Source organism: Rhodococcus sp. GB-02, from assembly GCF_053470465.1.
This window is the reverse complement of the sequence record NZ_JBPUKE010000001.1, coordinates 1932249-1953173: the sequence shown is the minus strand read 5'-3', so window position 1 is coordinate 1953173 and position 20925 is coordinate 1932249. Positions and strand designations below refer to the sequence as shown.

The following is a 20925-nucleotide window of genomic DNA, read 5'->3' as shown; positions in this document are numbered from 1 at the left end:
GTACCGCGTCGTCACATCGAATCCATCGAACGGGAAGCAGAGTATGCCGCCGACTAGCCCTACGATTGCTTCATGACCATTTCTTCCGATGCCCGCATCGCCGTAGTCACCGGAGCCAGCTCCGGAATCGGTGAGGCCACCGCCCGCACCCTGGCAGCTCAGGGATTCCACGTCGTTATCGGTGCTCGCCGCGTCGATCGTCTCGAGAAGATCGCCGAGGAGATCGGTGGTACCGCGCTCGAACTCGACGTCACCGACGAGGATTCCGTCGACGCGTTTGCGGCCGTGGTCCCCCGAGTCGACGTGTTGGTCAACAACGCAGGTGGGGCAAAGGGTCTGGCGACGGTCCTGGACGCCGATCTGGACGACTGGCGGTGGATGTGGGAGACCAATGTCCTGGGCACGTTACGTGTGACGAAGGCACTGCTGCCCAAGCTGATCGATTCGGGTGATGGTCTGGTCGTGACCATCACCTCTGTGGCCGCGCTGGAGGCATACGACAACGGCTCGGGTTACACCACCGCCAAGCACGCTCAAGCCGTCCTCCATCGGACATTGCGCGGTGAACTCTTGGGTAAGCCCGTTCGTCTGACCGAAATTGCGCCGGGAGCCGTCGAGACGGAGTTCTCACTCGTCCGGTTCGAAGGCGATCAGGACAAGGCCGACAAGGTGTACGAGGGAATCACACCGTTGGTGGCGCAGGACATCGCCGAGATCATCGGTTTTGTCGCGTCGCGGCCGTCGCACGTGAACCTCGATCAGATCATCGTCAAGCCGAGGGATCAGGCAAGCCCCGGTCGGTTCCACCGCACCACCAGCTAGTTCGAATCGTTCTGACTAACCAGTGCGAATCGCCCGGTGCAGGACGAGGCCGAGATTGCGTGCAATCTCGGCCTCTGTCATTTCCGTGGAAGCGCTGCGGGCACTCACGGTTTCACCCGCGGCGATGATGTACCGACCGTCACCGGCATAGTCGTACCAGTGAAAAGTTATTCCGTCGTCGGTCGGCCTGCTGTCGACGGCTCCTCCCGGGTATGCGGTGACTTCACCGATCGAGATCCGCTCTCGGCCGAAGAATCTGCTCACTTCCTCGCTCCCGCGCGCACCGGCGGCGCTGCTCAGAAAGCTCTGCCTCCCGGCAGTTTTCGGCCTTTCGATGCTCAGGCCACGCTCCGATCCAGCGGGGCAGGTCGGCAGGTGATCGACGAGCATCCGCGGAATTGCAGATGGGCGTGCCACGGTGAAAACCACGTCGGAGCCACAGTCGACAGTCCTGCCGGGCAGTTGAGTCAGGAGCACACCCAGGTCGCCGGCAACAACACCGTGCAATCGCGTCACCGTACTCATCTTCTGCCCGTGAAAACCGGAAACCTCCACACGAGCATCAGGATTCGCAAGAGCACCGAGAACATGATGCAGCCGATCGTCGAGCACGGCAGCCAGGTGCGCTCCCGCTCGACGTCGCGCCGCTGTCAGCTCGTTCATGGTGTCGGCCGTCGGACGAAACCGCAGCGGGTACGGGAGTCGGTCACGTCCGACCGCTTCCCAGAGAATCTGGAATTCGAGGCCGGTGAACTGCCACTGCTTGGTTATCATTCGCCCAACACCGCCGGGGAGACCATGGGTAGGTCGCCGATCAGGGCGTTGCCGTTCTCGACGGTGACGAGGTAGCCGGGGGTGTCGTGAACGTTGTCTTCGCCTTGTCCTTGTCCGCGTCCCGGTGCCATGCCGCCGACGCCGCCCATCGCGCCCCGACCACTCTGCGCCCCCGTCGCCGAAGTACCGCCGGTTCCGTTGACTCCCCCACGTCCGCCACCGGCGAGGCCACCGCCGCCGCCAGGGCCGCCAGGGCCGGGAGCGCCACCTCCGGTGCCGCCTGGCCCGAAGCCGCCGGTACCGATTCCACCTGCGGAGCCACCACCCGATCCGCTACCCATGAGGCCTGAAGGCACTCCGGAACCGAGTTGAGCGCCATTCGGAGTTGCACCTGCCAGGCCACCTGGCGCTGCACCGGCCGGCAGCGCGCCGGCATTTGCCGCGGTAGTCCCGGCCGGGCCGGAATCGTTTGCGCCCCGGGCTGCATCGGCACCCGAATTCCCTTGGGCCTCAACGCCGCTACGGTTGTCACCATTTCCGGAATTGGTGCCGGATGGGTTCTGACTGGAACCGTCTCCGGCCGGATGTTCAACTACGAGGTGTCCACCGTCCGACCCTTCAACCGCTCCGTCTCCTGATGTGAACGGCATGCCGGATCCGTTCCCCGAGCCCGAAGTGTTCCCGCCGCCGGAACCACCGCCACCGAATGCGCCGCCCCCAGACCCTCCACTGCCAGCCCCTCCACTGCCGGTGACCGGATTGAACGCGGCCGGGAGAATCGGCACCTGGTCGTCCGCGCGCTTCATGTACGGCAGATACATGTCCTTCATCACCTGGCGCGCTTGACGTTCGGCTTCTTCCGCTTCGTACTGGGCCTGCTTCCACGTCGCTCCGGGAACCAAGCTGAGAAACCTCTCGACCGTCGAGGCGCCGTCGGGTGCCGGAATCGAGCGTTTGGCCTCGTCGAGTGCGATCTTTGCCTCCTCGATCTTGTTCGAGATCAGATCGACGCGCACCTTCAGCTCACCCGCATCTGCCGAGTAGGCCAGCACGGCTTCCAACGCAGCCGAGCCGCCCCGCCCCTGCCAGCCTTCGGTGATCGCGCCGTTCACATCGTTCTGGAACTTCCCGATGCCGGCTTCCACCCGGCCGGCAATAGCCTTCCACGCCTCGCCGATTGCACGCAGGGTTGCCGGATCCATCTCATTGACGTGATCGAAGATTTCGGAGTGCGACATCGCGTCGAACGGATCGTCGTCCACGATTGCGTGTTCGCTGTACTCCAGTAACGAGGTCTGGGCGGTGAGAGCATCGCGCTCACCCCAGGCTCGTGCGCGCTCTGCATCGGCGACAGCAGTGGCAGCAGCCATCTCGCCGTCGAACGCGCCGCGGTCGTCGGTCACGGATTGAACCAGAGCAGATGTAGCGATTGCGCTCGCGACAGGAATACCGACAACTGGCAATGCCGCCAGGCCGGAAGGGACGGCCCGCGTCGCTTCGGAAATTCTGCCCAGCACGTCTTCCAGAAATGGAATGCCCACTGCCGTCCCCCTGACGTCGAAACCTCCGTCAGACTCCCCCGAGCCGACAGCACTTACCTGTACAGACGCAAGCAACGACCGGATGGTTCCGAATTTCGACAGATTGCTCGGTTCACAGCAACAAATCGGTTTACGGCAGTGCGGACATCGACTTCCAGGTCGGCAGATCGATCGCCCAGTCGTAGATGTCGCCGTCCGCAGCGGACAGGTCGATCGACGTGCCGGTCACCTCGACGGGGTCACCGTAGAGGGCGGTTCCGAAGTATTCCTGCGCGTCGGATGTCGACAGGTTGATGCAACCGTTCGTGACGTTCGACGAGCCCTGCACCCCGGTGGTCTCAGGATTGGCATGGATGAATTCGCCGTTGTTGGAGATGCGCACCGCCCAACGCTCACGCACGTTCTCGTAGAACGGCGGGTTGGACATCATGAAGTCTTCGTACTTCTCCGTCACCATGTGAATGCCGCTGCGCGTGACGTTTCGAGGTTCGTTTCCCTCGCCGTAGCTGACGGGAATGTCCATGATCGTCTGACCGTCTCGCACCACCTGCATGCGGTGGCTCGGCGCGTTCGCCTTCACGATCTGGCTACGACCGATCGTGAAGTCGAGCGTGAGATCCTGGTCGCCGTACGCGCCACCGCCGTAGTTCAAGCCGTAGAGCTTGGCATCCAGATGGACAGTTGTGCCAGGCATCCAGTAATCGGCCGGTCGCCAATGGGCCCGTGATCCGCCGTTGTCGTCGGGCAGCCATGCCCACGATCCGGCGGTGGGCGGCACGGTGGTCACGACAAGCGCCTTCTCGACGGCCGCCTTGTCGACGACGGAGTTGTCGAACTGCAACGTGATCGGCGCCGCGATACCAACTTCCTGGCCGTCGGCGATGTTGAGGGTAGCGCTGGTGGTCGACTCCGGGGCAACCGTCGTAAAGCTCCCTTGCACTGGCACAGATTTGCCGTCGGTTCCGGTTGCCGAGCCCGACCACGAATACGTGGTGCCGTAGCCGAGTGCCTCACTGACGGTGAACGTCGTCTTGTCAGGCGAGAGTTGTCCGGCGACGGCCTTACCGGCCGCGTTGCTGAGATTGACGTCGGACAGTGTTCCCTGGGTCACCGCTACCGAGACGGGCGCGACCGGGCTGACGTCTTTGGTACCCGGTGCCGGCGTCGACACCACGGTCACCACCGGTGCTGGTTCGGCAGCCGCCGCACCGCCTTGTCCGTCCTTGCCACCGATCGTGCAGCCGACGGCGGCCACCATCACAGCGAGCAATACAGCTACCAACGCAACAAGACGCGAACGACTTCTCCGACCACCCAGCTCATGCACTTCAACAGGCTACCTGCGGGCTCCGTCAGGAATCAGATGGTGAGGCCCACAGTTACCGGTTCCGGTTCCAGGTGGACGCCGAACGCGGCTTCGACGCCGTCGCGAACCGTCCGCGCGAGCGAGACCACATCCGCGCTCGTTGCCGACCCTCTGTTGGTCAACGCCAAGGTGTGTTTCGTCGACAGCCTGGCCGGCGCATCTTCACCGGGATAACCCTTGGAGAATCCGGCCCGTTCGATCAACCATCCGGCCGAGAGCTTGGTTCCACCACTGCCCGGGAACTGCGGCACGGTGACGTCTCCGAGCTGTTCGGTTATTGCTCCGAGCACAGCGGGCAGCTTGTCGTCCGGCACCACGGGGTTGGTGAAGAAGGAACCCGCGCTCCAAGTGTCGTGGTCGTACGGATCGAGCACCATCGCCTTGCCTGTCCGCAATCCCAGAACCGCCTCGCGGACCTGCGACGCAGGCAACCGCTCGCCTTCCTCGGCCCCGAGTGCGGTGAACAGTTCGCGGTACGCGAGCGGGGCGCTCAATCCGTCGGTCGACGCATCGAATTCGACGGCGAGAACCACTGCTGCATCGGAATGCTTGAGAACGCTCGACCGGTAACCCAACTCGAGTTTCGACGGTTCGACCCACGACACTTCGCCGCTGCGTCGGTCGAGCAATTGAACCTGCCGAAGCCGCGAGCCCACCTCGACGCCGTACGCGCCGACGTTCTGCACCGGCGTCGCACCGGTCGAGCCCGGAATCCCGGACAGGCATTCGAGGCCGCCCAGTTCCGCGGCGACGGATTGGCCGACTACTTCGTCCCACACTGCGCCCGCTTCGGCAATGACGCGGTCCGTGTCGAGGCTCACGGTGGTGTTGGCCACACGAACGACAACTCCGTCGAATCCCGCGTCTGAGATCACGAGATTCGATCCGCCGGCGAGAATCAGCGTCGGGATCTGCTCGCGATCGAGCAGCGTCACGACGTCGATCAACGACTGCGTCGTCGGGCATTCTGCGAGCAGCCGCGCCGGTCCTCCGATTCGGAGCGTCGTCAATCCCGACAAGTCAACGTTCTCGGACACGAAAGCGCCTGATTCCACGACGCGTCTGCCAATGGTTACGTCCCACACATCGATAAACGGTAGCCTCCACAATCGTGAGCCGTCGCATCGAGCATTCGTCGAAGTACACAGTCCCCGCCGAAAAGGTCCATGAGGCGGTGACCTCCGAGCAGTACTGGCGCGACCGAATCGTCGCTGTCGGTGGTCCCGGCGCAACGATCGAAGAGCTGACCGTTCGCGACGAGACCGTCGCGGTCACGATGTCGCAGATCATCGCTGCCGAGCATCTCCCGAGCATGGTGTCGAAGGTCGTCAACGGCGACATCGTCATCAAGCGCAGCGAAACGATGGCACCGTTCAAGGACGGCAAGGCCACCGGCACCTTCTCCGCCCACGTCGACGGTGTTCCCGCCCGTATCGAGGGCACGCAGGTCCTGACTGGTGACGAGAACTCCGCCACTCTCGAGATCGAGGGTGAGGTCGAGGTCAAGATCCCGTTCCTCGGCGGAAGGATCGAAAGCGCGATCGTCGACGAGGTTGTCCGGCTCATCCAGGCCGAACAGGACTTCACCCGGGAGTGGATCGCTAAGTAAAATCCTGCGGGCGGCGATAGTTGTGGATACTGCCAATTTGGCTTGTCACAGCGCGTAACAGGTATTCTTTCCGATCATGGCTCGCCGCATCGACTACTCCGCCCGCTATCAGCACTCCCCCGAGCAGGTCTACGCGGCACTGGCGGACCGCTCGTACTGGGAGGCCCGCGTCGAGGAGATGCGCAAGCATTCCGAGAACCATGTGGAACATTTCGAGGTCACCGATTCCGGAATCGATCTCGTGCTGCACCACATTCTCCCGCGCACCGATTTGCCGGACATTGCTCAGACGGTGATGAAGAAGGATCTGGTCATCACGCGCAAGGAGTCGTACGGCGCCTTCGGTGACACCGTGACCGGAACGTACGAAGCGTCCATCCCGGCCGGGCCGGGGAATCTGTCCGGAACCATGGAATTGTTCGCGACCGATACCGGGTCCACGCTGCGAACCACGTCCGAGGCCAAGGTCTTCATACCGTTCATCGGCGCGAAGTTGGAACAGCTCATGCTCATCAACCTCGTCGATCTTTTCCGCACCGAAGCTCAGGTCACGGCGACCTGGCTCGCCGCACGCTGAAGCGGCGTGAAGAAGGCTCCACCCCCGAAGATCGAGGGGGTCATCACCCGTGGCACGACGGGGATCAACAGACTGCGACGAAGTGACCGGTGGATCGTCCACAACCGCACTATCGCGCATGCCCTGAACAACGCGGCCGATCCGTTGATCGTCGACCTCGGGTACGGGGCGACGCCGGACACCACCTTCGAGATGGCAAGCCGCCTCACCGCTGTCCGGCGGGATCGACGCGTCATCGGGCTCGAGATCGACCCCGCCCGCGTAGTCGAGAGTCGTGACGGTGTCAGCTTCGCCCGTGGCGGATTCGAACTAGCCGGTCTCACACCCGTTTTCGTACGCGCCTTCAACGTCCTCCGGCAATACCCGGAGGACGCTGTGGACTCTGCGTGGGCACACATTCAGTCCGGCCTCGCCCCGGGCGGACTGCTACTCGACGGCACCTGCGACGAGCTCGGAAGGCGTTGCGCCTGGGTGCTTCTCGACGCCGATCGTCCATTGACCCTGACGCTGGCCTGGGACCCCTTCGACATCGAGCGTCCTTCCGACATCGCGGAACGTCTCCCGAAGGCTCTCATTCACCGCAATGTTCCAGGTGAGCCGATCCACGCTCTGCTCAGCGCGGCCGATCGAGCCTGGGCCACCGCTGCGCCACACGCCTCGTTCGGACCTCGACATCGCTGGGCTGCCGCATTGGAAATTCTTCGGGCGCAAGGAATTCCCGTGCAGCCCGCGCGACGACGTCTTCGCGACTGCATCCTGACGGTGCCATGGCATGTCGTAGCGCCGAACCCCTGAACTCGCAGACGGGAAACGCCTCGCCGCAGAAGTTGTCTCTGCGGCGAGGCGTCTGTGTGCAGGCGTCGGGCTAGGACCCGAAGATGTTTTCCAGGCTTCCCAGCGAACCTGTCGAACTGCCGCCGTTGTCGGGATCGCCGCCGTCGGACTCTGCCGTGACCTTGACTGTGACTGCGGCCTGGGTCTCGGAACCGAGATAGCCGTCAGTTCCGCTGAACACCGCGGTGATTCGGCGATCTCCGAGTTCGGTGAAGGTGTGCGAGAGCGTGGCCTTACCGTTCACCACCGCAACCGGTCCACCGATCGGGGTGGTTCCGTCCATGAACTGAACCGTTCCTGCGCTGAGCGTAGGTACCACTGCCGCAACGAGATCAACCTTCGCGCCCTTGACCGCTGACGCCGGAGCGCTCACGGTGATGGACGTTTCCTGATCCTCCGCGGCCGGAGCCGTGACCGAAACCGGCTGAGCGGCCGAGGTAGAGGTGAGGAATCCTGTTGCACCCGAGTACACGGCCGTGATGTCGTGCGTACCGACGCTCGCGAACTCGTGCATGATCGATGCCTTGCCCTCGACGACCGGTACCGGCGAGCCGAGATTGCCCGAGCCGTCCTTGAACTGCACTGTGCCGCCCACCGGTGTCGGCGTGACGGTTACGGACAGACCAACTGCCGTACCGGTTTTTGCATCCGCCGGAACGGTCAAGACCGTTTGGGTCTGCTGGTCGGTGGGGGCCGGCGCCTTGACGTTCACGGTCTGGGCGTTCGATGTCGAGCCCAAGTAGTTACCCGAACCCGAGAACACTGCGGTGATGCTGTACTCACCCGCCACGTTGAAGGTCGGCGTGGTTGTCGCCTTACCCGTTGCGTCCACGGGAATCGAGGGGCCCAGATCCCTGCCACCTTCCTTGAACTGCACGGTTCCGCCTGCAGCACCGGTCGAGACGGAGGCAGTGAACGACAAGGCCTCCCCCGTTGAACCTGTCGACGGGCCGACGAGGGTAGTCGCGGTGCTCTCCTCGACCACTACCGGAGCGACCGTCAACGCATGCGGCGCCGACGTCGAGGCCTGGTATACGCCGGAACCGGAGTACACCGCCACGATCGAATGCGTTCCTTCTGCAAAGGAATTCGTCAGCGAAGCCTTGCCGTTGGCATCGACGGTAACGGCGCCGCCGAGGTCGGTTACACCGTCCTTGAACTGCACCGTGCCACCCGCTGGAGTAGGCGACACCGTAGCCTCGACGGTCACGGACTCACCCGCCACAGCACTTGCGGGACCGGTGATCGTCGTTGCAGTGCTCTTGTCGGCTTCGGAGACGACGACGTCGACGGCCGACGACGTCGAGGTCGCTACCTTCGCATTGCCGAGATATTTGGCCGTCACGCTGTGCGTTCGAACGTCAGCAGCTGTCCAGGCAAGTGTTGCAACACCATTGGCGAGCGTGCCCGCACCGATCTTGGTGGCACCGTCGAAGAACTCCACCGAATCACCCTCAGCACCACCGGTCACTGCCGCCTTCAGCGCAACAGACTGCCCTACCTTGACGGCGTCCGTGGGAGACAGCGTCGTCGTCGAAATGTTCTTCGACACCGTCACCGCCGGGCCCTTGTTCTGGAAATCGGAACTCGTCACTGACGCGTTGTAATGCACAGACGTATCCAACGGCACCTCACGCGCACAATCGGCGCCCACCGTGTACTTGAACTCGAACGACTTCGTGTCGTTGTTGTACAGCGGCCACTCGATCGGAGTCCCCTTCACACGAACAAAATCAGCACCCTTGGACTCGACACTCCGCGTCGAACCATTCACCTTCGCCGAACCCTCGACATACGTCAGACACGTCGGATGAACATCCTTGATCGCATACAGGTAATCCACGACGATGTTCTTCCGCTTGAACACAGTCTTCACGGTGATCGTCTCACCCTCGGACGGAGTCACATTGCTGATCGTCCGCGTGTACTCGTAGTTGTTCGCATTCCACGTCAACGAACCCGGTGTCTCCGGAGCAGCTCCCGCAACCCCGACACCCGCAACCACCGCGAAACCCGCAGCAACAGCAAACACACTCAAACCTGCAACTACACGACGTGCAGAACCTACAGACATAGATTTTCCTTCTCGAGAAGTGAGGGATATGGGTGATGCCCCACCACCTGAAGCGGGCGGGGCATCACCGGGTATCGATTGCTAGGAGCCGAAAATGTTGCCGAGGCTACCGAGCGAACCGGTGCCGTTGCCTGGTTCTTCACCGTCGACCGGTGCGGCGATCTGGACGGAGACCTGATCGGAGGATGCCGTCACTGTGCCGGCGCCCGAGTACTCCGCCGCGACAATTCGCTGACCCTGAGTTGCGGGCTTCCACGAAAGGCTGGCCTTTCCGGATGAATCGACCGTAGCCGTGCCGATGACGGTCTCGCCGTCCTTGAAGGTGACTGTGCCACCGGCATTTGCTGGGCTGACCTGAGCGGAGATGGTCTGCGCTACGCCCACCTGCCCCGCTCCTACACTGAGATCTGTTGTGGAACTTGTTGTTCCAGCGGGCTGTTCGGCCACTGTTACATTTGCGGTGGTACTCGACCCGGTGACGCCCGATCGGCCGGAGAATACGGCTTCCACTGTCTGCGCACCAGCAACCGTCGGAACCCAGGCGTAGGTGGCTTCACCGTTGCCTGCCACCGGTACCGAAGCCAGCACCGTTCCACCGACCTTGAACGTGACCGTTCCGCCGGCGCCCGACGCAGACACCGTTGCCTTGAGCGCGGTCGACTTGCCGACCTGCGCACCCGAGATCGGAGCCAGCGTCGTACTGGACTGAGCATCGGCCTGCGAAACGCTCACGTTCACCGGTGCCGAAGCGGATCCGACTGCGCGCGCCGTGTCGGCGAACTTCGCTGTGATCGAATGATCTCCACGGGTGGCCGGTGTCCAGGCTAGTGTTGCAACACCATTGGCGAGGGTGCCCGCACCGATCTTGGAACCGGCGTCGAAGAACTCCACCGAATCACCGTCGGCACCACCGGTCACCGTCGCGCTCAGCGCAACAGACTGCCCCACCTGAGCGCCACCGACCCCAGCCAATGTCGTCGTCGAGACGTTCTTCGACACGGTCACCGCCGGGCCCTTGTTCTGGAAATCGGAACTCGTCACTGACGCGTTGTAATGCACAGACGTATCCAAGGGCACCCCACGCGCACAATCGGCGCCCACCGTGTACTTGAACTCGAACGACTTCGTGTCGTTGTTGTACAGCGGCCACTCGATCGGAGTCCCCTTCACACGAACAAAATCGGCACCCTTGGACTCGACACTCCGCGTCGAACCATTCACCTTCGCCGAACCCTCGACGTACGTCAGACACGTCGGATGAACATCCTTGATCGCGTACAGGTAATCCACGACGATGCTCTGCCGCTTGAACACAGTCTTCACGGTGATCGTCTCACCCTCGGACGGAGTCACATTGCTGATCGTCCGCGTGTACTCGTAGTTGTTCGCATTCCACGTCAACGAACCCGGTGTCTCCGGAGCAGCACCAGCAACCCCGACACCCGCAACCACCGCGAAACCGGCAGCAACAGCAAACACACTCAAACCACCTACAACACGACGAACACCACTCACGGACATCCACAACCCTCTCGACAAACGGGGGCAGACAGCCGTCCAGGACAAGCGTCCGTCTGCTTTCGATGCCGTGACGTTATCCCATTGACTGTAAAGTAACTACGCTTTTCGCAGATTTAGTTCATCTGCGACATCGCCGATCTGCAATAACCCTAGGCCGAAAGTCCTAGACGACCGATCTCGATGTCGTTCTACCTGCAGGAAAGAGAAAATCTTCGCCCCGAAGTTGCGCATATCAAATCTCTGATATCGGCGTCATATTCGATTTCGGACGTGATGCCAGAAGGTCGCAGAAACAAAAAGAATTCAATCTCGATTACAGGCTTGCGGCGAGCGCCAACTCCACTCGAACAGCAACATCCACACTCGCGTTCTCACACGAGAGAAACAACTCGTGCGCGTCGAGTCGACCGATCGCCACCGCATCGGCGACTACTTCGTTGAGTAGGACTTGGGAAATTCCACCGGAAGCCAGGTCGTGCACGGTACGCAACGGCGTGGTGATGCGGATGGGCCCGATCTGTTCACACTCGTCATCCGCGAGCGGCAGTCGGTGCAGGGCGACCTGGCGGGTCGGCGCCGCGAGAGGGTGCGCAACGGAGAGATGAATGAAGCGAGGTTGCAGGTGCCCGAGGCCGTGTAGATCTGCGGCACTGTAGTGCGAAACAGTGGCGCTACCGGCGAACCACGTGCACCACTTCGCAAACTCGTCCAAGGCAGTATGCCTGACGCGTTCGAGGCGAAAAAGTCCGCGACACTCAATCGTCCAAGCTCCGGATTCCGTCATCTCGTCCATCAAGGCCAGACCGAAACCCAGTTCGGATGCCTGAAGAGCCGTGACAAATCCACACTGTCGTAGCGCCAGCAGCTCGAGTGACTCGTAGTCCGAAGCCATGACCACCTCCGGTGACCGTCGAAAACGCCGTTTCGAACAGACTACGGGCGACTGTGTCGCGCATCACAGGAATGAAGAAGTGCGTATTCACAGAGTTCGTTCAGACTCGTCGGGAAGAATCTGGCGAATGACTGTCGCAGCGAACAACCCTCGTCCGCGCAACCGAGTGCTCATCATCCTTCTCGTGGTGATCGCCGTACTCGTCGCGGCACTCGTCGGTGGAGAACTGTACGTACGCAACCAGGTGAAGACCTGCATGGCCGACCAGTTCCAGAGCGAACTGGGATCCCAGGTCGATGTCGGGTTGAGCTGGAAGCCCGTACTCCTGCAGGCAGTCGACAAGAAGGTGCCGTACATCAGCATCGACAGTGACGACTCTTCGTTCGGCCCCGCAACGGGAATGCAGGTTCACGCGAAGGTGAACGACATCAACTTGCAGCCCTCGGCGGGTAACAGCGGCACCATCGGCAGCTCCAGCGCCGACGTCAACTGGTCTACCGCAGGCATTCTCGCCACTTTGCAGGAGCAGACCTTCGGTGGCCTCGTCTCCGGCGTCACCGCCGACTCGAGCGCCGGAACACTCGCATTCGACGTCGGACCGGTCGGGCTCGCGAAGCTCACGGTCAAGCCCACCGTCACCAACGGAGTGGTCGACGTTCAGACCGTCGGTGCCGAGATTCTCGGATTGGGTCTGCCGACCGACCTGGTCGACGGCATCGTCCAGACACTCACCGACAGCCTGCAGACATACCCCCTGGACATGAAGCCCACGGAACTGACCGTCACCGACGACGCTATCGAGATCTCGCTCGAGGGTGGCGCCTACGCCATGCCCGTCGCCGACGCGAACAACCAGAACACCTCGGCGGTGCCGGACAGCTGCGGCCTGCTGACCTAGTCGGTCAGACCGTCCAATACTGCTCGGGTTCCGGACAATCCGAGGCGGGTGGCACCGGCCGCGATCATGTCGAGTGCCGCCTGCGTCGTACGTATTCCGCCACTGGCCTTGACTCCCACGCCCGGGCCGACGGTCTGCGCCATCAGTGTGACGGCCTCGACAGTTGCCCCGCCTGCAGGGTGGAATCCGGTGGAGGTCTTGACGAAGTTCGCCCCGGCGCGCACGGCTGCGCGGCAGCATTCGACGATGGCCTCGTCGGACAGCGCTGCGGTTTCGAGGATCACTTTGAGGATCGCACTCTCCCCCATCGCCTCGCGGACGGTGAGGATGTCTGCCAACACCGCGCTGTAGTCGCCGGCGACCGCCGCTCCTACGTCGATGACCATGTCGATCTCGGCTGCGCCTTGATCGACGGCCAGTCGCGCTTCAGCGCCCTTGACCAGTGAATGATGCTTCCCCGACGGGAATCCGACGACGGCCGCCGTCACCAGTCCTTCGGCGCGAATCGGCAACATCGACGGCGAGACGCAGACAGCGAGCACACCGAGGCTGCGTGCTTCGGCGATCAGGGCGGTCACATCGGCCGCGGTGGCTTCGGGTTTGAGCAGAGTGTGGTCCACCATCGCGGCAACCTGGGAACGAGTGAGTGCGGCTTCAGACATGATGGAAAGCTTGGCACACCACCACGCGACCGTCGCCGCAGCCGCACCTGAGAGACTAGGCCGCATGACCGCTGCACCTTCGATCGATGATCGTCGCTATGTTCTGTCCCTCGGCTGCCCCGACACCACGGGCATCGTCGCACGCATCTCGACCTTTCTCACCGACGTCGGTGGATGGATCGTGGAAGCTGCGTATCACGCCGATGCCGACACCGGATGGTTCTTCACGCGGCAGGCGGTCCGTGCGTCTTCGGTGAGCATGAGCATCGACGAGCTTCGTGAACGGTTCAAAGCTGTTGCGGCCGAGATCGGTCGGGAAACCGAGTGGACTCTTCACGACTCGGGTGCTCCCAAGAAGATCGTGCTGCTCGTGAGCAAGGAAGGTCACTGCTTGCATGATCTCCTGGGCCGCGCTGCGGGCGGGGAACTCCCGGCCGAAATCAGCGCCGTCATCGGCAATCACGAGGATCTGCGCAGTGTCACCGAGCGCCACGGGATCGACTTCCACCACGTTCCGTTCGCCAAGGACCCGGCTGAACGGGGACCGTCCTTCGAGAAGGTCCGCGCCCTGGTCGACGCTCACAACCCCGACGCCGTGGTTCTTGCACGCTTCATGCAGGTGCTGCCCGAATCACTGTGCGAGCACTGGGCCGGCCGCGCGATCAACATCCACCACAGCTTCTTGCCGTCGTTCATCGGTGCTCGCCCGTACCACCAGGCCTTCGCGCGCGGTGTGAAATTGATCGGCGCCACGTGCCACTACGTGACCGCCGAACTCGACGCCGGCCCGATCATCGAGCAGGACGTGATCCGTGTGGACCATGCCGACGATGTCGCCGACATGGTCCGTCAGGGTCGGGACATCGAAAAGCTCGTACTCTCACGCGGACTGCGCTGGCATCTCGAGGATCGTGTCCTGGTCCACGGGCGCAAGACGGTTGTCTTCAGCTAGAGCAGCGGTGCGCTAGAGGTTGCGCAGTCGCACGATTTCCTTGTCGAACTCGTCGATGTTCTCGATCGACGACATATGACCGACGCCCGGCAACACGATCAACCGTTCGAGGTTGCCGGCGTCGTCAAGGACCTGCGCAAGCTTGCGCGCATGGACCGGCGGAGTGAGCCGATCGAGCGAGCCGACGAGCACGGTGGTCGGCACTTCGAGATTGTCGAGTCCCTCGTGAATGTCGAGGGTGCTCAGCGCTGCTCCCCAACCGCCACGGATGCGGGGCTTGCACTCACGAACGATGTTCTCGCAGAACTGAATCTCGGCCTTGGTCGCGTTCGGTGACATCGAGACGTATTGGATCGCCTTCGTCATCGCGCCCGAGGAGACGAACGGAACGGGCGAGCTGAGGATGGCGCGGCCCACCGGGACCGGCACCCGAGGAAAACGATTGGGCAGTGGGATGACCGTGGTCTCCGCGATCAACCTCTCGCTCGCGGTGCTCGCGAGCATGACCGCCGATGCGTACGTCTTGACCTCGTCAGGGTGGCGACCAGCCCAGGCGATGATACTCATCCCGCCCATGCTGTGACCGACGATGACTGCCTTCTTGTCCTCGCGAACCGTGGCTGCCAGCACTGCAGACAGGTCGTCGGCGAGGACTTCCGGGCCGAGCGGAAGATTGCCGACGGTGCTGCGGCCGTGACCGCGCTGATCGTAGGTAATGACGCGATACTCGCCGGCAAGCGCATTGACCTGCGGGTACCAGAATTCGGTAGAGCACGTCCATCCGTGACTGAGAACGATCGGATCGCCGTCGACGGGACCGTAAGCCCGGACGTTGATGATCGCACCGTCGTCGGTGGTCAGTTCGCTGACATCGGCTTTGAGCGTCGGAGTCTTCAGGAGTGCGTTGGGTTCGACATCGCTCGAGAGGGTCAAACCGCGCGTGGATCGGCGATGACGGATCCCCGCGACCACCGCGACGAGCGCTCCCACTCCGACGGCGCCTGCCAGTACTCGTAGCTCTGTGGTGCGCGAACGACTGGACATGCATTTACCCCTGACTGCTGCTGACGACAGACGGATGCAATCTATGTGTGACTGCCGTTAACCGACACTATCACTCGAACAACGCTCGTTGTCAGCGCTGAAGCGAAGAGTGGGGCAGCACACGATGAGCGGAAACCGCAGCACCGGATGAGCGGGAACCGCAGCACCGGATGAGCGGGAACCGCAGCGCACTACCAGCGAGAACCGCCGTGCTGGATGTCATCCACGCGCGGGCGAACGTCCACGAGATACACGCACACTGCAACGACCGCGATGATGCCCAGGAGACCGACAGGAGACGTCGCCAAAAGGATCAACGCCGCGACGATCAGAATTCCCAGCCAGATCGGTTTGGTCAATTTGTTGACGGCAGTGAAGGCGTCCGGGCGCTGCCTGACGGCATGGACGATCGCGTAGACAGCACCCACCAGCGCGAGCACTTTCAGTGCGAGAAATATCAGACCGACTAGCCCATCGACTTGAGTCACAACTACATCCTAAGTTCTCATCCGGTTCCCGACGAACACGAAGGCTCCCACACTCGGCTGAGCGCGGGAGCCTTCGTCAGGTGGAGCTGGGCAAATCAGGCCTTCTTGGCCGGAGCAGCCTTCTTCGCCGGAGCCGGCGCGGTGGCCTTGGCCGGTGCAGCCTTCGCGGGAGCAGCCTTGGCCGGAGCGGCCTTCTTGGCGGCGGTGGTTGCGCGCTCCTGGACGTCGGAAGCAGCAGCGGTCACGCGAGCGGCAGCTTCCTTGGAAGCCTCGTCAGCCTGGTCACCGAGGTCGAGGACCTTCAGCGCAGCCTCGTCGCCGGCGTCGGCAATCTTCTCACCGGCGTCAGAGATCTTCTCGCCGACCTCTTCTGCGGTGTCGGAGATGCGTCCGGCAGCGCGGCCGGCCAGCTTGGCAGCCTGCTCGCCCACGGCGCGCGTCTGACGAGCAACGGTTCCGAGTGCGTCTTCGGTCAGCTCGACGGCGTCGCCGAGTGCCGACTCTGCAGCAGCGATACCCTCTTCGACTGCGGGCTGCTTGCGGATGCGCTCGACTGCGTCTTCGCCGCGCTCTGCGAGGGAGTTGTACAAATCGCCGGCAACCTTGAGATATGCCTCGGCGACCTTGCGGAGCTCCTCGGGTGCGAACTTCTCGCGCAGCTCGGCGAGCTCTTCGGGCAGCTCGGACGGCAGGCCGGCGAGACGCTCACGCAGCGCATCGACGCTCTCGGCGACGTCACCCTGGACGGAAGCAAGCTTCTCGCGGGCACCGTCGACACGGCCGTTGACGTCACCCTGGGTGTTCTCGGCGCGCTCACGAACCTGAGCAACAACGTCGGCTACGGCCTGGACGACGAGGTCGCCTGCACCGACGGCGGCGTAGAGCGAGGTCTTGACGCTGTCGATGGCGTTCTTGTCAGTCATCTTTTTCTCCTAGTGAAGTCTCGGTGTCTGGAATTGCGGCCGATTCAGCGAAATCGGGCGCTGCGGCTGGTCTGGACGACTCGTTTTCGCGACAGAACGAGTCGTAGATTTCGAGCAGTACTTGCTTCTGCCGTTCGTTGATGGCCGTCTCGGCCAACACCGCGTCCCTGATGGGACTGTGCGGGCGTTGTTCGAGATATCCCGCTTGGACGTACAGGACTTCCGAGGAGACTCGAAGACCCTTGGCAATTTGCGCCAGTACGTCTGCCGACGGTTTGCGCAATCCGCGTTCGATCTGACTCAGATACGGATTGCTGACGCCGGCGAGTTGAGCAAGTTGGCGCATCGAAACTTGGGCGGCTTCCCGCTGTGCACGAATGAACCCCCCGATGTCGTGTGCCGCAGAGCTGACGACGCGAGCTGCCAAGTCGCTTGCTCCGGCTGCGGCACCGGATAATTCACGATCTCCGTCGTCGGAGTTCGTCGACTTCGCTGGCATTGCGTCCTCCCTTTCCAGTGGACATTTCCCAGGATAGGAGAGGGTGCTAACTATTGCAAGCACTACTGCTAGCACTCGTGGTGGACGTCACATATCGGACATCTCAGCCGAAGACGAGCGTCGAAATCGTATAGATCAGCAGACCGGCGATCGACCCGACAACGGTGCCGTTGATACGGATGAACTGAAGGTCTCGACCGACCTGCAATTCGATCTTTTCGCTTGCTTCGTCGGCATCCCACCGCTCGACCGTGTCGCTGATGACCCCGGTGATCTCGTCGGTGTAGTTCTCCGCGATGTACTTGGTGCCCTGCACCAGCCAGCCGTCGACCTTCGCGCGCATGGAGTCGTCGTCGCGCAGCCTGACTCCGAGGCCGGCCACGTTCTCGGCGACCTTGGTTCGCAGGGTGCTGTTCGGATCGTCGACGGACTCCATGATGAGTCGCTTGGCGACCTGCCACGTCGACGACGCCAGACCGGTCACTTCTTCGCGGCCCATGATCTCGGCCTTGATCCCCTCGGCCTTCTTGATGGTCTCCGGGTCGTTCTGAAGATCGTCCGCGAAATCGATCAGGAAGCGATTGGCAGCGAGGCGCACCTCGTGCTCGGGATTGGAACGAACTTTCCAGGTGAACTCGACGAGCTCCTTGTAGATCTTCTCCCCCAGCATGGCGTCGACGAACTTCGGCGACCATGCCGGCGAATCACGAACGATCACACGATCGATCGTTTCCTGGCTGCCGAGAGCCCACTGATGCGCGCGCTCGGCCAGCAGTTCGATGATCGGCAGTTGCTTGTTGTCCTTGAGAAGCTCACCGAGCACTCGGCCGATCGGCGGTCCCCACATCGGCTCGGCGAGACGCTTCACGATCGTGTTGTCGATGATCTGGGCGATGTCCTCGTCGCGAAGAACCTCGACCATGCCGCGCAAGACCGTCGACGTCTCGGCGGCGACGCGAGCGGCATTGGCAGGTTCAGCCATCCACGTGCCGAGCCGGAGCGGAATCTGCGCCTGCTGCACCTTGGCCGACACAACTTCGGGAGCCAGGAAGTTCTGTCCGACGAACGAACTCAGACTGGCCCCGAGCTGGTCCTTCTTGCGCTTGATGATCGCGGTGTGCGGGATGGGAAGCCCCATCGGATGACGGAAGAGTGCGGTGACGGCAAACCAGTCGGCAAGTGCGCCGACCATGCCGGCCTCCGACGCGGCCCGGACGTATCCGACCCACTCTCCGGCACCGCGGGATTCCTGCCACCGGCAGAAGATGTAGACCACCGTCGCGAAGCCGAGGAGGCCCGTGGCGAAGACCTTCATCTTGCGAAGGTCCCGACGCTTGGCTGCGTCGTCGAAGGCGGAGAGGCTCAGTTGCTGCACCCTCGCCATTGTGCCGAAAGGTGTGACGCGGCGTAGCGCGAGCGACACGAAGTCTGATTCTGCAGGACCCAATCCCCCTAACTGCCGATGTGAGTGCCCGAGATAAAGGCACGGACATTAAGCTGGAACGGAAAAGTAGACCGATCGGACGTGGCTCGCACCACAGATATGAGATGACTCGTGGCCAAGAATGCCGTGCAGGACAACGAGCAGGTAGACGGCACAGTCGTTGCTGATGCGAAGCCCGAGAAATCCGACGGTCGCAAGCGTCGTTGGCGTGAGCACAAGATCGCTCGCCGCGAGGAACTCGTCGACGGCACCATCGCCGCAATCCGGGCGCGCGGCCGTGAGATCGGCATGGACGAGATCGCATCCGAGATCGGTGTCTCCAAGACAGTGCTCTACCGCTACTTCGCAGACAAGAGCGACCTCACCACCGCCACGATGATGCGGTACGTCGAGACAATCCTCTCGCCGCGTATCTACGAAGCGATCAGCGGTGATCTCGACGATTTCGAACTCACTCAGGCCAGCATCACCGCGTACGTCGAAACCGTGGCATCCGACCCGGACATCTACCTCTACGTCATGGCCAACGGCGCCGGCGCCAACCGCGACGTCGTTGCCGACTCCGAGCGCATGATCGCCGAATTGCTCTCCACGGTGTTGGGCAATCGTCTTCGCGAGATGGAAATGGATTCCGGCGGCTCCCTGCCGTGGGCGTTCGGGATCGTCGGCGGAATTCAGCTCGCGACGCACTGGTGGATCTCCAACAAGTCGATGTCCGCAGAATCGCTGATCGACTACCTCACGATGATGACCTGGGGCGGAATCACCGGCATCGCTGCGGTCAATGGATCACCGGCCAAGTTCAAGTCCGTTCCCCATCCCCTCGTCAAGCCCGCCGAGAACTGACTCGCCCGAGACCGAACTTTCAGGTCACAGGGGTCAATCCTGTGACATTCTTTCGGCATGGCACAAGACTCGCTGTGGGAAACACCAGCCGCCAAAGCCCTGCGGGCAGACCCCGGGTTCGAACTCGATCAACTCGATCGCAACAGCACTTCGGGATTCACCGGAAACAAAGCTGACGGCGCACGTCTGCTCGAGGAGCGCGGCGCGGTTCTGTCCGACCTGCAGGAGTTGCTGTACGCCAACGGCCGGTCCGGGGACAGTCGCTCGATTCTGCTGGTCCTGCAAGGCATGGACACCGCAGGCAAGGGCGGCATGGTCCGGCACGTGATCGGTCATGTGGATCCTTCAGGAGTTCAGCACGCAGCTTTCGGTGTCCCGACCGAAGAAGAGAAGCAACACCACTACCTCTGGCGGATCAAGAAGGAACTACCCCGCGGCGGCTATCTCGGTGTGTTCGATCGCTCCCACTACGAGGACGTCCTGGTCGTGCGCGTTCACGATCTTGTCCCGGAGGATGTCTGGAGCAAGCGCTACGACGAGATCAACCAGTTCGAGAAGGAACTCGTCGACGCCGGAACCACCATCGTGAAGGTCGCAATGTTCGTCTCGCTCGACGAACAGAAGAAGCGACTCGAAGAACGTCTCGACCGTCCGGACAAGTACTGGAAGTACAACCCGGGCGACGTGACCGAGCGCGGATTGTGGCCGGCTTATCAGCAGGCGTATCAGGCAATGCTCGACAAGACGTCGACCGAGCATGCACCGTGGTACGTCGTGCCGTGTGATCGCAAGTGGTACAGCCGAATTGCGGTCACGGAGCTACTGATCGATGCTCTGGAGAAGCTCGATCTCGACTGGCCGCCTGCCAACTTCGACATCGAGGCGGAGAAGGCGCGACTCGCACAGTCCTGATCAGAAGCAGTCCCGATCAGAACAGGTGTGGGGATTCGCGGTGCACTTTGTGGTCGTGACGCACAGTGCTGGCGTACAGGGCTACCGCGAGGCCGATGGACGCGACGCCGGCGAGTCCGGCGATCAATGCCCAACCACCCTGTCCTGAGCCTGCCGCCACCAGGAAACTGCCGAGGCAGACCACTGTGGCCAACACCAGGAAGTACGACGCCCACGCTGCAAAGAGATTGAGCTTCATCGTTCGCTC

At 62.4% G+C, this 20925-nt stretch carries 22 protein-coding genes; 8 read left to right on the top strand and 14 right to left on the bottom strand.

Translation table 11 applies throughout. The features are described from left to right. Nucleotides 1-72 precede the first annotated feature (72 nt). Nucleotides 73-822, top strand: a complete 750-nt coding sequence (locus tag ACSW29_RS09340) for an SDR family NAD(P)-dependent oxidoreductase (RefSeq protein WP_003942076.1) — start codon at nucleotides 73-75, stop codon at nucleotides 820-822. Nucleotides 823-837: 15 nt separating this feature from the next. Here ACSW29_RS09340 and ACSW29_RS09335 read toward each other — a convergent pair whose 3' ends face one another. The 4 genes from ACSW29_RS09335 to ACSW29_RS09320 form a co-directional block, all read right to left on the bottom strand. After that, nucleotides 838-1596 carry an ESX secretion-associated protein EspG gene (locus ACSW29_RS09335; protein WP_448277112.1) on the bottom strand — a complete coding sequence of 253 codons (759 nt, stop codon included), beginning with the start codon at nucleotides 1594-1596 and terminating at the stop codon, nucleotides 838-840. Next, nucleotides 1593-3137: a WXG100 family type VII secretion target gene (locus ACSW29_RS09330; RefSeq protein ID WP_448277111.1), complete on the bottom strand. Its 1545-nt coding sequence runs from the start codon at nucleotides 3135-3137 to the stop codon at nucleotides 1593-1595. The genes ACSW29_RS09335 and ACSW29_RS09330 overlap by 4 nt, the downstream gene beginning before the upstream one ends. A 130-nt stretch (nucleotides 3138-3267) precedes the next feature. Further along, nucleotides 3268-4464, bottom strand: coding sequence for a L,D-transpeptidase (locus ACSW29_RS09325; RefSeq protein WP_448277110.1), 1197 nt, complete (start codon nucleotides 4462-4464; stop codon nucleotides 3268-3270). A gap of 32 nt (nucleotides 4465-4496) precedes the next feature. Then, nucleotides 4497-5540, bottom strand: a complete 1044-nt coding sequence (locus ACSW29_RS09320; RefSeq protein ID WP_448277109.1) for a UDP-N-acetylmuramate dehydrogenase — start codon at nucleotides 5538-5540, stop codon at nucleotides 4497-4499. Nucleotides 5541-5614: 74 nt separating this feature from the next. Here ACSW29_RS09320 and ACSW29_RS09315 point away from each other — a divergent pair, with 74 nt between their 5' ends. The 3 genes from ACSW29_RS09315 to ACSW29_RS09305 all read left to right on the top strand — a co-directional run bounded on the left by ACSW29_RS09315 (nucleotide 5615) and on the right by ACSW29_RS09305 (nucleotide 7484). After that, entirely contained in the window at nucleotides 5615-6112 is a 498-nt protein-coding gene (locus tag ACSW29_RS09315; protein WP_448277108.1) for a DUF2505 domain-containing protein, read from the top strand. A 76-nt stretch (nucleotides 6113-6188) separates the two neighbouring features. Then, nucleotides 6189-6689: a DUF2505 domain-containing protein gene (locus tag ACSW29_RS09310; RefSeq protein ID WP_019744409.1), complete on the top strand. Its 501-nt coding sequence runs from the start codon at nucleotides 6189-6191 to the stop codon at nucleotides 6687-6689. 6 nt (nucleotides 6690-6695) lie between these two features. Continuing rightward, nucleotides 6696-7484 carry a class I SAM-dependent methyltransferase gene (locus tag ACSW29_RS09305; RefSeq protein ID WP_448277107.1) on the top strand — a complete coding sequence of 263 codons (789 nt, stop codon included), beginning with the start codon at nucleotides 6696-6698 and terminating at the stop codon, nucleotides 7482-7484. Between the two features lie 70 nt (nucleotides 7485-7554). Here the strand turns inward: ACSW29_RS09305 and ACSW29_RS09300 are convergent, their stop codons facing one another. The 3 genes from ACSW29_RS09300 to ACSW29_RS09290 all read right to left on the bottom strand — a co-directional run bounded on the left by ACSW29_RS09300 (nucleotide 7555) and on the right by ACSW29_RS09290 (nucleotide 12010). Then, entirely contained in the window at nucleotides 7555-9597 is a 2043-nt protein-coding gene (locus ACSW29_RS09300; protein ID WP_448277106.1) for an Ig-like domain-containing protein, read from the bottom strand. A gap of 81 nt (nucleotides 9598-9678) precedes the next feature. Next, nucleotides 9679-11076 (bottom strand): Ig-like domain-containing protein, encoded by a 1398-nt coding sequence (locus tag ACSW29_RS09295; protein WP_448277105.1) that lies wholly within the window; start codon nucleotides 11074-11076, stop codon nucleotides 9679-9681. Nucleotides 11077-11431: 355 nt separating this feature from the next. After that, nucleotides 11432-12010 carry a type IV toxin-antitoxin system AbiEi family antitoxin domain-containing protein gene (locus ACSW29_RS09290; RefSeq protein ID WP_347871485.1) on the bottom strand — a complete coding sequence of 193 codons (579 nt, stop codon included), beginning with the start codon at nucleotides 12008-12010 and terminating at the stop codon, nucleotides 11432-11434. A gap of 127 nt (nucleotides 12011-12137) precedes the next feature. Between ACSW29_RS09290 and ACSW29_RS09285 the strand changes: the two genes are divergently transcribed. Then, nucleotides 12138-12908 (top strand): LmeA family phospholipid-binding protein, encoded by a 771-nt coding sequence (locus tag ACSW29_RS09285; protein ID WP_230816903.1) that lies wholly within the window; start codon nucleotides 12138-12140, stop codon nucleotides 12906-12908. On the opposite strand, the gene deoC is transcribed toward ACSW29_RS09285, so the two are convergent. Then, nucleotides 12905-13570: a deoxyribose-phosphate aldolase gene (deoC, locus tag ACSW29_RS09280; protein ID WP_448277104.1), complete on the bottom strand. Its 666-nt coding sequence runs from the start codon at nucleotides 13568-13570 to the stop codon at nucleotides 12905-12907. The two genes, ACSW29_RS09285 and deoC, sit on opposite strands and share 4 nt — an antisense overlap. Nucleotides 13571-13634: 64 nt before the next feature. Between deoC and purU the strand changes: the two genes are divergently transcribed. Continuing rightward, complete coding sequence (purU, locus tag ACSW29_RS09275) at nucleotides 13635-14522, top strand: formyltetrahydrofolate deformylase (protein WP_448277103.1); 888 nt, start codon at nucleotides 13635-13637, stop codon at nucleotides 14520-14522. A 12-nt stretch (nucleotides 14523-14534) separates the two neighbouring features. Here purU and ACSW29_RS09270 read toward each other — a convergent pair whose 3' ends face one another. The 5 genes from ACSW29_RS09270 to ACSW29_RS09250 all read right to left on the bottom strand — a co-directional run bounded on the left by ACSW29_RS09270 (nucleotide 14535) and on the right by ACSW29_RS09250 (nucleotide 18860). Further along, nucleotides 14535-15566 (bottom strand): alpha/beta fold hydrolase, encoded by a 1032-nt coding sequence (locus tag ACSW29_RS09270; RefSeq protein ID WP_448277102.1) that lies wholly within the window; start codon nucleotides 15564-15566, stop codon nucleotides 14535-14537. Nucleotides 15567-15757: 191 nt separating this feature from the next. Further along, a complete protein-coding gene (locus ACSW29_RS09265; protein WP_003941505.1) occupies nucleotides 15758-16054 on the bottom strand; it encodes a DUF2516 family protein in 297 nt (98 codons plus the stop codon). Between the two features lie 95 nt (nucleotides 16055-16149). Continuing rightward, a complete protein-coding gene (locus tag ACSW29_RS09260; RefSeq protein ID WP_230816899.1) occupies nucleotides 16150-16977 on the bottom strand; it encodes a heparin-binding hemagglutinin in 828 nt (275 codons plus the stop codon). Next, entirely contained in the window at nucleotides 16970-17476 is a 507-nt protein-coding gene (locus ACSW29_RS09255; RefSeq protein ID WP_141487579.1) for a helix-turn-helix domain-containing protein, read from the bottom strand. Before ACSW29_RS09255 ends, ACSW29_RS09260 begins: the two co-directional genes overlap by 8 nt. Before the next feature lie 103 nt (nucleotides 17477-17579). Continuing rightward, a complete protein-coding gene (locus ACSW29_RS09250) occupies nucleotides 17580-18860 on the bottom strand; it encodes a DUF445 domain-containing protein (protein WP_347871630.1) in 1281 nt (426 codons plus the stop codon). Nucleotides 18861-19031: 171 nt separating this feature from the next. On the opposite strand from ACSW29_RS09250, the gene ACSW29_RS09245 reads away from it, so the two are divergent. Both ACSW29_RS09245 and ACSW29_RS09240 read left to right on the top strand, forming a co-directional pair. After that, a complete protein-coding gene (locus ACSW29_RS09245) occupies nucleotides 19032-19766 on the top strand; it encodes a TetR/AcrR family transcriptional regulator (protein WP_230816896.1) in 735 nt (244 codons plus the stop codon). A gap of 57 nt (nucleotides 19767-19823) precedes the next feature. Then, nucleotides 19824-20678, top strand: a complete 855-nt coding sequence (locus ACSW29_RS09240; RefSeq protein WP_347871488.1) for a polyphosphate kinase 2 family protein — start codon at nucleotides 19824-19826, stop codon at nucleotides 20676-20678. A 16-nt stretch (nucleotides 20679-20694) separates the two neighbouring features. Here the strand turns inward: ACSW29_RS09240 and ACSW29_RS09235 are convergent, their stop codons facing one another. Beyond that, a complete protein-coding gene (locus ACSW29_RS09235; protein WP_230816894.1) occupies nucleotides 20695-20916 on the bottom strand; it encodes a hypothetical protein in 222 nt (73 codons plus the stop codon). Between the last annotated feature and the right edge of the window lie 9 nt (nucleotides 20917-20925).

What these genes read in the sequence shown, in the direction of transcription:
- ACSW29_RS09250 (WP_347871630.1), bottom strand. Translation starts at nt 18,860, where the DNA reads ATGGCGAGGGTGCAGCAACTGAGCCTCTCCGCCTTCGACGACGCAGCC.
- purU (WP_448277103.1), top strand. Translation starts at nt 13,635, where the DNA reads ATGACCGCTGCACCTTCGATCGATGATCGTCGCTATGTTCTGTCCCTC.
- ACSW29_RS09335 (WP_448277112.1), bottom strand. Translation starts at nt 1,596, where the DNA reads ATGATAACCAAGCAGTGGCAGTTCACCGGCCTCGAATTCCAGATTCTC.
- ACSW29_RS09270 (WP_448277102.1), bottom strand. Translation starts at nt 15,566, where the DNA reads ATGTCCAGTCGTTCGCGCACCACAGAGCTACGAGTACTGGCAGGCGCC.
- deoC (WP_448277104.1), bottom strand. Translation starts at nt 13,570, where the DNA reads ATGTCTGAAGCCGCACTCACTCGTTCCCAGGTTGCCGCGATGGTGGAC.
- ACSW29_RS09310 (WP_019744409.1), top strand. Translation starts at nt 6,189, where the DNA reads ATGGCTCGCCGCATCGACTACTCCGCCCGCTATCAGCACTCCCCCGAG.
- ACSW29_RS09290 (WP_347871485.1), bottom strand. Translation starts at nt 12,010, where the DNA reads ATGGCTTCGGACTACGAGTCACTCGAGCTGCTGGCGCTACGACAGTGT.
- ACSW29_RS09300 (WP_448277106.1), bottom strand. Translation starts at nt 9,597, where the DNA reads ATGTCTGTAGGTTCTGCACGTCGTGTAGTTGCAGGTTTGAGTGTGTTT.
- ACSW29_RS09285 (WP_230816903.1), top strand. Translation starts at nt 12,138, where the DNA reads ATGACTGTCGCAGCGAACAACCCTCGTCCGCGCAACCGAGTGCTCATC.
- ACSW29_RS09255 (WP_141487579.1), bottom strand. Translation starts at nt 17,476, where the DNA reads ATGCCAGCGAAGTCGACGAACTCCGACGACGGAGATCGTGAATTATCC.
- ACSW29_RS09240 (WP_347871488.1), top strand. Translation starts at nt 19,824, where the DNA reads ATGGCACAAGACTCGCTGTGGGAAACACCAGCCGCCAAAGCCCTGCGG.
- ACSW29_RS09235 (WP_230816894.1), bottom strand. Translation starts at nt 20,916, where the DNA reads ATGAAGCTCAATCTCTTTGCAGCGTGGGCGTCGTACTTCCTGGTGTTG.
- ACSW29_RS09260 (WP_230816899.1), bottom strand. Translation starts at nt 16,977, where the DNA reads ATGACTGACAAGAACGCCATCGACAGCGTCAAGACCTCGCTCTACGCC.
- ACSW29_RS09340 (WP_003942076.1), top strand. Translation starts at nt 73, where the DNA reads ATGACCATTTCTTCCGATGCCCGCATCGCCGTAGTCACCGGAGCCAGC.